Annotated in this window: 10 protein-coding genes; 8 read left to right on the forward strand and 2 right to left on the reverse strand. The window is 71.4% G+C overall.

From position 1 onward, the window contains the following. Positions 1–5: 5 nt before the first annotated feature. From ACQEVJ_RS05145 to ACQEVJ_RS05180, 8 genes are all read left to right on the forward strand, one after another. Positions 6–293, forward strand: coding sequence for a hypothetical protein (locus ACQEVJ_RS05145; protein ID WP_139577384.1), 288 nt, complete (start codon positions 6–8; stop codon positions 291–293). Between the two features lie 22 nt (positions 294–315). Next, positions 316–3,072, forward strand: coding sequence for a TcpE family conjugal transfer membrane protein (locus tag ACQEVJ_RS05150; RefSeq protein WP_433097686.1), 2,757 nt, complete (start codon positions 316–318; stop codon positions 3,070–3,072). Positions 3,073–3,102: 30 nt separating this feature from the next. Beyond that, positions 3,103–5,580: an ATP-binding protein gene (locus ACQEVJ_RS05155; protein WP_433097688.1), complete on the forward strand. Its 2,478-nt coding sequence runs from the start codon at positions 3,103–3,105 to the stop codon at positions 5,578–5,580. 80 nt (positions 5,581–5,660) lie between these two features. Next, positions 5,661–8,090: a type IV secretion system protein gene (locus tag ACQEVJ_RS05160; RefSeq protein ID WP_433097690.1), complete on the forward strand. Its 2,430-nt coding sequence runs from the start codon at positions 5,661–5,663 to the stop codon at positions 8,088–8,090. Then, entirely contained in the window at positions 8,090–8,740 is a 651-nt protein-coding gene (locus ACQEVJ_RS05165) for a hypothetical protein (RefSeq protein ID WP_433097692.1), read from the forward strand. Before ACQEVJ_RS05160 ends, ACQEVJ_RS05165 begins: the two co-directional genes overlap by 1 nt. Then, positions 8,737–9,897 (forward strand): NlpC/P60 family protein, encoded by a 1,161-nt coding sequence (locus ACQEVJ_RS05170; RefSeq protein ID WP_433097694.1) that lies wholly within the window; start codon positions 8,737–8,739, stop codon positions 9,895–9,897. Before ACQEVJ_RS05165 ends, ACQEVJ_RS05170 begins: the two co-directional genes overlap by 4 nt. Next, on the forward strand, positions 9,894–10,322 hold the full coding sequence (locus tag ACQEVJ_RS05175) for a (deoxy)nucleoside triphosphate pyrophosphohydrolase (protein ID WP_433097696.1): 429 nt from the start codon (positions 9,894–9,896) through the stop codon (positions 10,320–10,322). Before ACQEVJ_RS05170 ends, ACQEVJ_RS05175 begins: the two co-directional genes overlap by 4 nt. Positions 10,323–10,463: 141 nt before the next feature. After that, on the forward strand, positions 10,464–11,381 hold the full coding sequence (locus tag ACQEVJ_RS05180) for a hypothetical protein (RefSeq protein WP_433097698.1): 918 nt from the start codon (positions 10,464–10,466) through the stop codon (positions 11,379–11,381). 100 nt (positions 11,382–11,481) lie between these two features. Here the strand turns inward: ACQEVJ_RS05180 and ACQEVJ_RS05185 are convergent, their stop codons facing one another. Together ACQEVJ_RS05185 and ACQEVJ_RS05190 are read right to left on the reverse strand one after the other, a co-directional pair. Next, the gene (locus ACQEVJ_RS05185) at positions 11,482–12,234 is read right to left on the reverse strand and encodes a succinate dehydrogenase/fumarate reductase iron-sulfur subunit (RefSeq protein WP_357043204.1); all 753 of its coding nucleotides are present in this window, start codon (positions 12,232–12,234) and stop codon (positions 11,482–11,484) included. Continuing rightward, complete coding sequence (locus ACQEVJ_RS05190) at positions 12,234–14,120, reverse strand: fumarate reductase/succinate dehydrogenase flavoprotein subunit (RefSeq protein ID WP_433097700.1); 1,887 nt, start codon at positions 14,118–14,120, stop codon at positions 12,234–12,236. The genes ACQEVJ_RS05185 and ACQEVJ_RS05190 overlap by 1 nt, the downstream gene beginning before the upstream one ends. Positions 14,121–14,124: the final 4 nt, after the last annotated feature.

Genomic DNA, 14,124 nt, shown 5'->3' on the forward strand with positions numbered 1-14,124 from the left:
GAGAGTTGATACTGAAGACCATCGCGGACCACGTCCTTGATCTGGCCGCGCCGTCACCGGCGCCGACGACGGGCATCAACACCGAAGGTCTCGCCGACTTCCTCCGGAAGTTCTTCGCTCCGCTCTTCCTCGCGGTCGTCTCGGTCGTGGCGATCTTCTTCCTCTTCACCCGCGAGATCACCAGGTTCGTCCAGTTCATCATCCTGGCGATCGCGATCGGCGTGATCTTCTACGTTCCCAACATCATCGAGGTGACGGCGAAGGCGATCGCGGGCGCACTTGGCATCAAGTGATCGGGCGGAGAGGAGGTTCGGGGTGGATCTGCCCACATATACCAATATCTGGCGTATTGAGAAGCGGCTGTACAAGCTGTACGACCTACGGCTGCCAATGCCGCTTCCGGTCGTCTGGATCGGTGTGTTCGTGGGTGTCTCCGTGCCGTGGTGGGTCTTCCTCTACCTGATCGGACTGCCGTTCGCGGCCCCGTGGCACGTCATCTACCTCGTTCCCCCCGGCGTGCTCACCTGGCTCTCCACCCGTCCCGTCATCGAGAGCAAGCGCCTCACCGAGCTGCTCCAGTCGCAGGTCCGCTACATGAGCGAGCCGAGCACATGGTGCCGCATGGCCCCGTTCGACGAGGCGGACGAGATCGCGCTCACGGCGCGGGTCTGGCGGACCACACCGCCGGCCGCGGCGGCGCACGGCAGGGCGGCCCGCAAGGCGCGGCGCGCGGTCTCGGTCAAGGTGCCCGTCCCGAAGGTGTCCAGGACCGGCGCACGGGCGGCCTCGGGAGCCGCCGCGCGAGTGGGTCCGCACCAGGTGGACCTCTCACGTGTCGTACGCCCGGCCGTGGCGGCCGCGGCGGCCGCCGCCGCGCCGGTCACCGACACACCCCCCGCCACCACCTCCCGCAGCGCCGCCGTCGCCCGGGCCGGCGCCACCGGTGAGCGCGTCTTCTACCTCACGGAACCGCCCGCACTCCCCGCACTCCCCGCGCGCCCGGCCGAGCCGCAGACCGGCCACATCACCGGCCCGGATCGCGAACGCGACCCGCACGAGGGACACGGCTACGAGGACCACGGCCATGAGGAACACGGCCACGAGGACCACGGCCATGAGGGACACGGCGCCGACGAGGGCCACGAGGGCCACGAGGGCCACGAGCAGGGCTCTGTGCAGCCGGCGCCCCCTGCCGCTCCCGCCGAGTCTTCGGAGGCGCCCGCCGTCCCGCCCATCGGCACCGAGACGCTGCGCCGCCTGCGCAGGCTCGCCGCTTCGGCCGAACCCCACGCCGTACGGCCGTCGGGCGTGACCTCCTTCACCGAGCCGGCCGCAGGAGAGCCCGCGCACGAGGAGGGCCCCCGCGACGAGCGTGCTCACGACGAGCGTGCTCACGACGCCGAGGCCGGCGGGGAGGACGCCGGCGACCGGAGCGTCCCCGACCCGGTCCTTCCCGCTGACACCTCCGACATCGCCGACACCGTCCACATCGCTGACCCCAAAGACACCGCTGACCCCATCGACATCCCTGACACCGCGGGGGAGTCGCAGGGGCCCAAGGCTGCGCCCCAGGAGCCCGCCGATGACGCGGGCCAGGGGGACAACACGACGCAGCGGGACGCCGAGGCCCTTGAGCAGCATCGCAAGGGCCGCCCGCCGCGGCTCGTGCGTCCCCGCGTGCCGTGGGGCGAGTCGGCGGGCGAGGCGCCCGCGGCCACGGGGGAAACGGACGAGGGCGTGGCGGCCGGGCGGGCCGCGATGGAGGAGGCGGCGCCCGCAGCGGCTCCTCCTGTAGCGGCCTCTCCTGCATCGGCTTCTCCCGCGGAGGCCACGACGGAGCACGCACCGGCGGCCGACGCCTCCGACGCTTCCACCGAGGACACGCCGCCCACCGCGGACGCGCCCATCTGGATCAGGCCGTCCCACGCGCCGGGGTCCAGGCCGTACGAGAGCGCCGGTGCCCGCATCCCGAGCGTGCCCGCGGAGCCAAGCGTGCCCACGGGCAAGGGGGACGTGACGCCGCCTCCGGCGGGTCCGGCGGCGGTGTCGATCCGGGCCGTGCCCGCGGGGCCCCGTGCGGCCGGCCCGGCCGGCCCCGCCCGGCCGTCGCTGCCCACCCCGGGGACGACCACCCCCGGCAGGCCGGCGCACGAGGAGCCGCCGCGGCTGCGCCGCGTCGAGGCCGTCGTCGGGCGTGACACGTCGGGCGGTTGGCGGCGGCTGGCGCAGGTCGTCGTGGGCGGCAGCCGTACGGACGGCATGGAGATCGACGAGGCCCGGACCCGCGTCCCGCTCACCACGAGCAAACGGATCATGGTGCTCGGCTGCACGGGCGGCGCCGGGCAGACGACCACGGCGTTAATGCTGGGCCACACACTGGCCCGTTACCGCGAGGACCGCGTGCTCGCGCTCGACGCGAACACCGGAGAGGACACGCTCACGACGAGGATCGCCGCCGAGTCCCCCGAGACGCTGAGCTCGCTGATCGAGGGCTCGGAAGAGGTGACCGGCTACCTCGGCATGCGGGCATACACGACGCGCTGCGAATCGGGACTGGAGGTCGTCGGGGCGGACACCGACGACCGGGTGACGCAGCGCCTGGCGGAACGCGCGTTCCTGGCCGACTGGCGCAGGACGCTCGCCGCGCTCGACCGGCACTACCGGCTTACCGTGATCGACCCCGCGGCCGCGCTGGCGGCCCGGCTCCTGCCGTACGCCGACCAACTCGTGCTGGTCGCCCCCGCGAGCGAGGACGCCTCCGAGGCGGTGGCGATGACCTACGAGTGGCTCGACGGGCACGGCTGCTCCGACCTGCGGCGCCGTGCCGTCATGGTGATCAACGGCGTGAGCCGCCGCAGCCTCCCCGAGGTGGAGCAGGCCGAGGCGGTGGCCAGCGGCCGCTGCCGGGCGATCGTCCGGGTGCCATGGGAGGACGAGCTGGCCCCCGGGCGGCCGGGACCGGTCGACGTCAATCACCTCCGAATGGGCGGCCGCAGGGCGTACGTTGCGCTTGCGGGTGTGATCGCGAGCGGCCTGGCGGCTGTCCAGGCCAAGCAGGAGGTGGCCAGATGAGGGGCGAGCGAGGAAGCTGGTGAGAGGTCGATGAGCAGGGCGCGCAGTCGCCTCGCGGTGCGTTACTTCGACGATCGCGTTCTTCTCACCGACTCGGCGGCCTGGGCCTACTTCCGGCTGCCGACGGTGAGCTACGAGTTCCTCACCCCCGAGGAGCGCGAGGCGCTGGCCACCAACATCACGATCGCGCTGGCCGCGATCAGGATGCCCGACGCCGAGGTGCACCTGCGGATCGCGCACCGGGCCTACCCGGCCGCGGAGTGGGCGATGGCGCTCAACTCGACCTCCGACGAGGGCCCGGGCTGGCGGGAGTATCTGGAGGAGATGTACCGCCACGTCTGGGCCAAGGACTTCTGGAGCAAGGAGGTCTACCTCGGCGTACGGCTCGGGCCGCGCGGCGCGCAGCTCGGCACCGGCGTGCTGGCCCAGCTCTTCGGCTTCTACCAGCGCAGCGAGAAGGCGCTCGGCATCGAGGACGACCACGTGCCGGACAAGGAGATCGCCCGGTGGACCGAGGCCGCCGAGCGGCTCGGCCGGGCCCTGGCCTCCAGCGCGCTGTACGCCCGCCACGCCACCTCCACGGAGATCGCCTGGCTGTTCCAGCACGCGGCGGCCGGCGGCCTCGGCGAGCCGCTGCCCTCGGCCACGCCGCGCCGCAGGTGGGGCAAGGGCGAGATCGAGGCGCTGGTCGAGGGGCAGATCCACAACGGCAGGTCGCTGCTGCGGATCGTGCAGCCGGCCGGAGACTCCTACACCGCGCACCTGTCGTTCGCCCGGTTTCCCGACCTCATGCCGTTCCCCGACGGCGAGCCGTGGCTGCACTTCGCCGACCAGCTGCCGTTCCCGGTGGAGGTCTCCAGCCGGATGCGGCTGATCCCCCCGGTCAGGGCGAGCAAGGACGTGGCGCGCAAGCTGGCCCACGCCCGCGACATGGACATCCACATCCGCGAGGCGGGCGCCGAGGCGCCGCTCGCGCTGGCCGAGCAGATCGACGCCGCCCGCATGCTGGAGCACGGCATCACCAAGGAACGCCTGCCGTTCGTGTACGGCTGGCACCGGCTGAGCGTCAGCGCGCCGACCGAGGAGATGTGCGTCCAGCGGGTCGAGGCCGTCGTGGAGCACTACCGCGACATCGGCATCGACGTCGTCAACTCCACCGGCGACCAGTTCTCGCTGTTCTGCGAAGCCTTGCCGGGGGAGCGGCTGCGGGTCAACGCGTACGCCCAGCGGCAGCCGCTGCGCACGATCGCGGGCGGCATGGCCACCGCGACCGTCGAACTCGGCGACCGGGTGGACGAGTCGAACGCCGGGTGGATCGGGCCGTACGTCGGGGAGACCCTGGGACGGGCGCGCAGCATCGTCCACTTCGACCCGCTCGTCGCGGCGGCACGGAACCGCCCGACCGCCATCGCGATCACCGGTGAGCCGGGCGGCGGCAAGACCACGCTCGCACTACTGCTGATCTACCAGATGGCGCTGCGCGGCGTCACGATCGCGGTCATCGACCCCAAGGGCGACGCCGAGTCGCTCGTACGGCTGTTGCGCAACCGGGGCCGTAAGGCGCGGGTCATCCCGCTGGGGTCGGCGGCGCCTGGCCTGCTCGACCCGTTCTCGTTCGGCGACGACATCGCGACGAAGAAGACGATGGCGACCGAGACCCTGCGGCTGCTGCTGCCGAGGATGTCGGAGGAGCGCGAGTCCGCCATGATCCAGGCGGTCGCCGCGGTCTCCAACGAGCCCGACCCCTCACTGGGCAAGGTGGTGGACCACCTGGAGCAGTCCACGGACCCGGCGTCCAAGAACCTCGGCGCCGTGCTGCGGTCGATGTCGGAGATGCACCTGGCCCGGCTGTGCTTCGACGCCTCGGGCGGCGAGCAGATCGACACCGAGGGCTGGACGACCGTGTTCACGCTCGGCGGGCTAACGCTGCCCGACGTGATGACGGTCAGGGACGACTACTCCTACGAGCAGCGGCTGTCGGTCGCGCTGCTCTACCTGGTGTCGCAGTTCGCGCGCCGGCTGATGAACGGGCTCGACCGGCGCACACCGAAGGCGATCTTCCTCGACGAGGCGTGGGCGATCACGTCCACCCCCGAGGGCGCCAAGCTCGTGCCGGAGGTCTCCCGGATGGGCCGCTCGCGCAACACGGCGCTCGTCCTGGTCTCGCAGAACGCCGGTGACCTGCTCAACGAGCAGGTGACCAACTGTCTGTCGTCGGTCTTCGCGTTCCGATCGACGGAACGCGTGGAGGTCGAGCACGTGATGGAGCTTCTCGGCGTGGATCCGTCGGAGGAGCACAAGGCGGTGCTGCGCTCCCTGGGCAACGGGGAGTGCGTCTTCCGGGATCTGGACGGCCGGGCGGGCCGTATCGGGGTGGACCTGATCTCGGAGGAACTGCTGCGCTGGCTTGACACCAATCCGACACACGACAAACCGAACGAGAACGTGCATGATCTTCTTGACGGGGGCTCCGGTCGGTCGGGGGTCGCGCAGGAGGTGCGATCGTGAGCGTGTGCGGGAACGGTCCGAAGGGTCGCACCAGAGAGGGTGCCAGACGCGGTAGGAGGATTCGCCGGAGCCTGGCACTGTTGTTCGTCGCGTTCGCGGCGTTCGTGACGCTGCCGCTGGTCTTCCCCACCAGTACGGCGAGTGCGGTCGGGCCCTGTGACCTGTCGCCCAACCTCGCTCCCGAGATCGTGGGCGGCGGCGTCGACGGGCTGGTTCAGCCGCCGCCGACCGAGGACGCGGCGACCACCGCCGACCAGGGGACCGCGCAGGCGCCGAAGGAACCGGCGACCAACTACGAGCGGTACGGCATGGCCGGCCAGTTCTGGCACACCTACGACCTCGGGTGCTCCGACGTCACGGCCGTGCTCGGCAACGCGTGGGCCAACACGGTCTTCTCGTGGGCCAAGGCCGTCGACCGCCTGACGATCAGCACCTACCAGGCGGCGGCCACCGAGGGCCCGCTGCAGCCCATCAAGGAAGTCGCCGACAAGATCGTCGCCAACCTCGCCAACGCGATGTACTGGCCGTACCTGCGGCCGATCGTCATCCTCGGCGCGATCTGGCTGGCGTGGTACGGCCTGATCCGCAAGCGCGCGACGACGACCACCGAGGGCGTCATCTGGATGGTCCTCGCGGTCACGGTCGCGATCTGGTTCTTCAGCCGCCCGGGTGACTTCACCGGCCTCGGCAAGACCGTGACCGACAAGACCGGCGAGATCGTGAACTCGGCGTTCTCCGGGCTGCCGGGGGCGGGTGGCGCGTCCTGCCTGCCGATGAAGGAGACCGCGCCGGGCGAGGTGCCGAGCGCGCCCACGGCGGGCGGCTACGGCCGCCAGGGCACGCCAGGCGTGGAGCAGAACGCCGACGCCCTGTGGTCGGTCCTGGTCTGCAAGCCGTGGCTGATGGGCGAGTTCGGCACGGCCGACCCCGACTCCGGTCTCGTGAAGGGCCTGGGTGCCAAGCTGCTCAACCTCCAGGCGATCGACGCCGCGGAGCAGGCCGACAAGCAGACGCCGGCAGCCGACGTCCACCAGCAGCGGTTCGAGGAGGAGGTCGCCAAGCCGATGCAGAGCACCCCGGCGTACTTCCTGTTCCAGGGCAAGGACTGGACCAGCCGCCTGGGCATCGCGATCGGCGCGTTCATCGCGGCGATGGTCGCCGGTCTGCTCATCTTCCTCGTGGCGGTGTCGCTGCTCGTCCTGAAGGTCGGCTTCCTGTTGCTGCTGATGCTCGGGCCGGTCTTCCTGTTGATCGGCGTGCATCCGGGCTCCGGCCGCATCATCGCCATGCGCTGGGTGGAGATGCTGGTCGGCACCCTGCTGCGCCAGGCCGTGCTGGCCCTGGTGCTCGGCGTCCTCGTGTACGGCTACGCGCTGATCATCTCGACCAACCTGCCGTGGGGCATGCAGATCCTGTTCATGGCGCTGCTGACGATCGCGGTCTTCTTCTACAGACGGCCGTTCCAGCACCTGTTCGCCTCGATGGACGGGCACACGTTCACCACCCGGGTGCTCGGCGAGGCCGCCACCGCGCCGACCCTCTCGCGGGCGGCCAACGTGCTGCCGCCGGTCGCGGCGGCCCGGGCGGGCCGGTGGGGCCTGCGCAAGGCCGAGCCGGTCATCAGCGCGGCCGCGATGGCGACCGGCGCGGGCACGGCGGGCGTGGCGCAGGGCCGCGTGCGCGGCGAGGAGGGCGCGGGCAACGTCCCTGCCCAGGCCGGAGCGCGTGCGGGGGCGCAACCCGCGCCGCTCGACGCCGACGCGCAGGGGGCCGGTCGCCGCAAGGCCGGGGTCGCCGCCTCACGTCCGGGAACGGCCCCGCCGCTCAACCTGTCGGGGGTGCGGCCCGCCGGGTCCGTACGGTCGTCCATGGCGTCCGTCGCACAGTCCGTCGCACAGTCCGGGGCGAAGGCCGGGGCGTCGTCGGCGGGGAGCCCGTCGGCCCCGCCGCAGCGGGTCACCGGTGCCTCCGCCGCGCCCGTGCCGTCCGCCGCACAGTCATCCGCACAGCCCGCCGCACCGTCCCGCGTCCGTCCGAGCGGCGGTTCGAGCGGTGGATCCAGTGGGGGTTCCGGCGGGGGTTCCGGCGGCGGCTGGTTCAGCGGCAGGTCAGGCGGCTGGGCCTCCCGGCCGTCGTCCACCCGGCCGTCCGGCGGGAGCTCGGGCGGGTTCTTCGGCGGTAGCGGTTCGCGTGGTTCGTCGGGCGGGTCGAGCAGGTCGGGCGGCTCGGGTGGGCTGTTCGGCGGCTCCTCCGGCAGGTCCTCGAACAGGTCGTCAGGTGGTTCGTCCGGCGGCCTGTTCGGCGGATCGTCCCGGCGGGGCGACGGCGGCCGTTCCCGGCCCGCCCCGTCGCGGGACTCCGGTTCGTCCGGCGGTTCGTCGTCCAGCCGTCCCCGTTCGGCCGAGCCGCCCCCGCTCTGGCTGCCGAGCAGGGGAGAGGGCACGCGCCGCGACAGCGACGCGCCGGCCCCCTTCTGGGCCAAGCCCGCCGACCGCGACTCCGGCGACTGATGAGAGGCCGAAACAGCGATCGGGGGAAGGGCCTCGCCTTCGCGGCGGCCGTCGTGGTGCTCGCCGCCGTCGGCGTCTACCTCACGATGAGCCCGCCGTCGGGTTCCTCCTCCGGGGACGACGAGCAGACGAGGGAGCAGTCCGTCGTGGCCACCGCGCGGGCGACGACCGCGGTCCGGGAGCCCAGCCCGGTGGCCACGACTCCCGGCGCCTTCGACGTGTACGCGTACCTGCCGTTGTCGAGGGAGGAGATCGGCGCGGCGGCCGACCTGGCGCGCCGCTTCACCGAGGCGTACGGCACCTTCTCTCCCGGCGAGGAGCCGGCGGCGCGCGCCGACCGGCTGAAGCGGTTCGCGACCGACGAGTTCGCCGGCCAGCTCACCAGGACCGTCACCGACCCCGCGGTGGTTGAGCAGAACGAGGCCGACCAGGTGACGTCCAAGGGGTCGGCGAAGGTGGCGACGATCCGCGACATGACGGCCAGCCAGGTGGTGTTCGTCGTCGACTCGGTCCGGCATGTGACGGACAAGAACGGCCAGAAGGACGTGCCCGAGCAGTTCGCCGTGACCGTGGTCAAGGCGGGGACCGACTGGCGGGTGTACGACCTGCAACTGGCCGACGCCGGTCAGGACGGGGACAACTCGCCGTGACCGCCCCGCCGCGCATGACTTCGCCCGGCGCCTCGACGCGCGTCGTGCGCAGGCTCGCGTCGGCGGGGCGGGACTGGCGGATGATCGCGGTGGCCCTCGTCGTGATCGTCCCGGCCACGCTGCTCGGCTCGATCATCCTGATGACCCCCAGCCCGTCGATCCTCTTCGGCGGCGGCGCGGCCGAGAGCTGTGCCGAGGCGGCCACGGGGGCAGCCGGCGGGGCCGCCGCCGACGTCTCGCAGACGGCCCAGGGCGACATCCCGGGTGACTACCTGGAGCTCTACAAGAAGTTCGGCAAGCAGATCGGCGTGCAGTGGAACGTCCTGGCCGCCATCGGCAAGCGGGAGACGAACCACGGCCGCTCGACGCTGCCGGGGGTGCGCAGCGGCACCAACTACGCGGGGGCCGCAGGGCCGATGCAGTTCCTCATCAGCACCTGGGGCGGCCAGGCCAAGATGAAGATCGAGCCGGGCATCAACGGCTACGCCTCCGACGGCGACGGGGACGGCTACGGCGACATCTACAATCCGGCGGACGCCATCCTCGGCGCGGCCAAGATGCTCAAGCGCAACGGCGCGCCCGACGACCTCAGAAAGGCGATCTTCGTCTACAACCGGGCTACCTGGTACGTCGACCAGGTGCTGGAGATCGCCAAGCGCTACGCGGCGACCGGGGACATCGGCGTGCCGCCGGAGGCCGACCCGGCCTGCGACTCCGGCTTCGTCGACAGCGCCCCCGACGAGGTCGTACGCAAGATCCTCGAGTACGCTCTGGCGCAGCGGGGCAAGCCGTACCGGTGGGGCGGCACGGGCCCGGACGCCTTCGACTGCTCGGGGATCATCTACATGGCCTACCGCAACGCGGGTCTGACCATTCCCCGCACGACCTTCGGCCAGTGGCCCTTCGGGATGAAGATCGAAAAGGGGCAGGAGCAGCCCGGCGACCTCGTCTTCTTCAACGCCGGTCCTGGCACGTCCAAGGACAATCCGGGGCATGTCGGCATGGTCGTGTCGCCCGGCAAGATGGTCGAGGCGCGGTGCACGCTGTGCGGGCCCATCAAGGTCACGACCTACCGCGACCGGCCCAACATCGTGGGCTTCACCCGGCCGCTGGAGAACGAGACCGTCATCGCGCAGTTGAAGCGGGCGCAGACGTGACGGACACGCAGCTCGTCGTCGGGGCCGCGATCGTCGAGGGCGGCCGCCTCCTGGCCGCTCAGCGGTCCGGACCTCCGGCGTTGCGCGGCGGCTGGGAGTTCCCCGGCGGGAAGGTCGACCCGGGGGAGGACGAGCGCGCGGCGCTGGTGCGTGAGTGCGCCGAGGAGCTCGGCGTCCAGGTCGTCCTCGGACGCCAGGTCGGCGGGGACTGGCCGCTGCCCAGTGCCTCCCCCAGTGCCTCCTCTAACGCCTCTCCCGGCGGCTACGTGATGCACGTGTGGCTCGCCTCCGTCGTCGCGGGCGTGCCCCGTCCGCTGGAGCACCTCGCGCTGCGCTGGCTGGAGCCGCACGAGCTGTACGACGTGCCCTGGCTTGCGGCCGACCTGCCGGTCGTCGCCGCGATCGAGAAGCTGCTGCCCGAATAGTCGCCGAATCGTTCGCAAGATCGGGCTTTGCTCCCGCTTTTACCAAACTACAATCGGTGCTGACTTCAAAGCCGGGCCGACGGGAGGCGAGCGGTGATCGGACGCGCTTACATGAGAGCCGCGTCCTCGGCTGTCGCATCCGTGGCCATCGCCACACTGGCGATCCTGGCCGTGGGCCCGGTGATCGGCGCCAACGCCGACCCGGTGGAGCCATGTGACCCCGGCCAGGACCCCCAGTGCGCCGTCGTCACGGTCACCGTCACCCAGACGCCACCGGCCTCCTCCTCGGCGGACGCGAGCCCGACCGCCGAGCCCGTGGTGACCAAGACCGTCACCATCACGCCGACGCCGAAGCAGACCAAGACGCCCAAGCCGGCCACGACGACGACCGCTCCCCCCGCGTCCAGCACGGAGCAGAACCCGCCGCCGCAGTCGCAGACGATCCCCACGCTGACCGACCCCCCCGTCACGGATCCCAGTCCGAGCCCGGAGGACAACGGACAGGTGGTCCTGCCTCCCGCGTCGTCCGAGCAGCAGCCGTCGCCGGACGTGGCGCAGCAGACCCCCAGCACGGGCGTGTCGTTCGAGCAGCCCGATCCCCAGACGGTGCCGATCGAGATCCGCAACGCGTCCCCCGAGTACGACAAGCCGACGCTGGCCCACCGGCTCGCCATCCCCGCCGGGGTGCTCGTGGGCATCGCGCTGATCGCCTGGCTGATCTTCGAGGGCCGGCTGCGGAGGATGGCGCACGCCGCCGCCGTACGGCGGGGAGGCCCGGCCGCGGCGCGGACGCCGGCTCCCGAGGTGGCGGCCTACCCGGCGGCCACCCCCGGCTACGCCCCGATGGTCGGCTTCGTGCCGGTCCAGCACTACACCGTGGGCTATCCGCAGCAGCCCTACGGCTACCCGGTGCCGTACGGCTACGCTCAGGCCCAGCCGTACGGGTACCCGGTGGCCGACCCCGCCCAGATGCAGGCGCAGCAGGCACATCAGCCTCAGCAGCCTCAGCAGGGCATGGCCGACCCCTGGAGCCAGGCGGTCGGCGAGGACCAGCGCTGACGAAGCAGCACTGACGAAGCAGCACTGACGAAACGGCACTGACGAAACGCAGAGGCGCCGCCCGGGAAGCCCGGGCGGCGCCTCTCGTCTGCCGGTCAGCTCAGCGCTGGCGCTTGAAGATCTTCGAGCCCAGCCAGACCAGCGGGTCGTACTTCCGGTCGACCACGCGCTCCTTCATCGGGATGATCGCGTTGTCGGTGATCTTGATGTGCTCCGGGCAGACCTCGGTGCAGCACTTGGTGATGTTGCAGTAGCCGAGGCCGTGCTCCTCCTGCGCCGGCTCCTTGCGCTCCGCGACGTCGTACGGATGCATGTCGAGCTCGGCGATCCGGATGAAGTAGCGCGGGCCGGAGAAGGCCGGCTTGTTCTCGTCATGATCGCGGATCACGTGGCAGACGTTCTGGCACATGAAGCACTCGATGCACTTGCGGAACTCCTGCGAGCGCTCGACGTCGACCTGCTGCATGCGGTACTCGCCCGGCTTGACGTCGGCGGGCGGCGTGAACGACGGGACCTCGCGGGCCTTCTGGTAGTTGAACGACACGTCCGTCACCAGGTCCTTGATGACCGGGAACGTCCGCAGCGGCGTGACCGTGATGGTCTCGCTCTCCTCGAAGGTGGACATCCGGGTCATGCAGCCCAGCCGGGGCTTGCCGTTGATCTCCATCGAGCACGAGCCGCACTTGCCGGCCTTGCAGTTCCAGCGGACCGCGAGGTCGGGAGCCTGCGTGGCCTGGAGCCGGTGGATGACGTCGAGGACGACCTCGCCCTCGTTCACCTCGACGGTGAAGTCCTCCAGGCGGCCCTCGCCGCCCTCACCGCGCCAGACGCGGAACTTCGCCTTGTATCCCATCACGACTCCTTGACCGCGGCGTCGTATTCCGCCAGCTCTTCCTCGGTGAGGTACTTCTCCAGCTCGGAGCGCTCGAACAGACCGATGAGGTCGCCCCGCATGGACGGCTGGACCTTCTCCTCGACCGTGACGGACGTGCCGTCCGGCTTCGCGGAGCAGACCAGCAGCTTGCGCCGCCACTCGGCCGACATGCCGGGGAAGTCGTCCCGGGTGTGGCCGCCGCGGCTCTCCTCCCGCAGGAGCGCGGCCTTCGCCACGCACTCGCTGACCAGCAGCATGTTGCGCAGGTCGAGCGCGAGGTGCCAGCCGGGGTTGTAGATCCGGCTGCCCGAGGAGGCGGTGTTCTTGGCCCGCTCCTTGAGCTTCTCGACGACCTGGAGAGCCTCGCTGATCTCCCCGGACTTGCGGATGATGCCGACCAGGTCGTTCATCGTGCGCTGCAGCTCGTGGTGGACCTCGTACGGGTTCTCCCCGCCGGTCCGCTCCAGCGGGGCCAGGGCCTCGGCCTTGGCCTCCTCGAGGCCGGTCACGGCCGGCCGCTTGGCCAGCCCGTCCACGTACGCCGCGGCTCCGGCGCCGGCCCGGCGGCCGAACACCAGCAGGTCCGACAGCGAGTTGCCGCCGAGGCGGTTGGAGCCGTGCATGCCGCCGGAGACCTCGCCGGCCGCGAACAGGCCGGGGACCGACGCCGCGCCGGTGTCGGCGTCCACCTCGACGCCGCCCATGACGTAGTGGCAGGTCGGGCCGACCTGCATGGGCTCCTTGGTGATGTCGACGTCCGCCAGCTCCTTGAACTGGTGGTGCATCGACGGCAGCCGCTTGGTGATCTCGGCGGCGGGCAGGCGGGTGGACACGTCGAGGAACACGCCGCCCTGCGGTGAGCCGCGCCCGGCCTTCACCTCGGCGTTGATCGCCCTGGCCACCTCGTCACGGGGCAGCAGCTCCGGGGGACGGCGGTTGTTGGCCTGGTCGTCGTACCAGCGGTCCCCCTCCTCCTCGGTCGTGGCGTACTTGTCCTTGAACACGTCCGGGATGTAGTCGAACATGAAGCGGCGGCCCTCGGAGTTGCGCAGGACGCCGCCGTCGCCGCGCACCGACTCGGTCACCAGGATGCCGCGCACCGACGGGGGCCAGACCATGCCCGTCGGGTGGAACTGGATGAACTCCATGTTGATGAGCTTCGCGCCGGCGAGCAGGGCCAGCGCGTGACCGTCACCGGTGTACTCCCAGGAGTTCGACGTGACGACGTACGACTTGCCGATGCCGCCGGTGGCCAGGACCACGGCGGGGGTGTCGAAGACGATGAAGTCGCCCGTCTCGCGCCAGTAGCCGAAGGCCCCCGAGATGGCGTCCCCGTCCTTCAGCAGCCGGGTGATCGTGCACTCGGCGAAGACCTTGATGTACGCCTCGGGGTCGCCGTGCAGCTTCTCGTCCTCCTGCTGCAGGGCGACGACGCGCTGCTGGAGGGTGCGGATCAGCTCCAGGCCGGTGCGGTCGCCGACGTGGGCGAGGCGCGGGTACTCGTGGCCGCCGAAGTTGCGCTGGCTGATCTTGCCGTCCTTGGTGCGGTCGAACAGCGCGCCCCAGGCCTCCAGCTCCCAGACGCGGTCCGGGGCCTCCTTGGCGTGCAGCTCCGCCATGCGCCAGTTGTTGAGGAACTTGCCTCCGCGCATGGTGTCGCGGAAGTGCACCATCCAGTTGTCGTTCGGGTTGACGTTGCCCATCGCGGCGGCGGCGCCGCCCTCGGCCATGACCGTGTGGGCCTTGCCGAACAGCGACTTGCAGACGATGGCCGTCCGCTTGCCCTGCTGCCGCGCCTCGATCGCCGCGCGGAGCCCCGCTCCACCGGCTCCGATGACGACGACGTCGTATTCGTGACGCTCCACCTTG

The sequence above is a fragment of the Microbispora sp. CA-102843 genome, assembly GCF_050936215.1.
Classification (GTDB): domain Bacteria; phylum Actinomycetota; class Actinomycetes; order Streptosporangiales; family Streptosporangiaceae; genus Microbispora.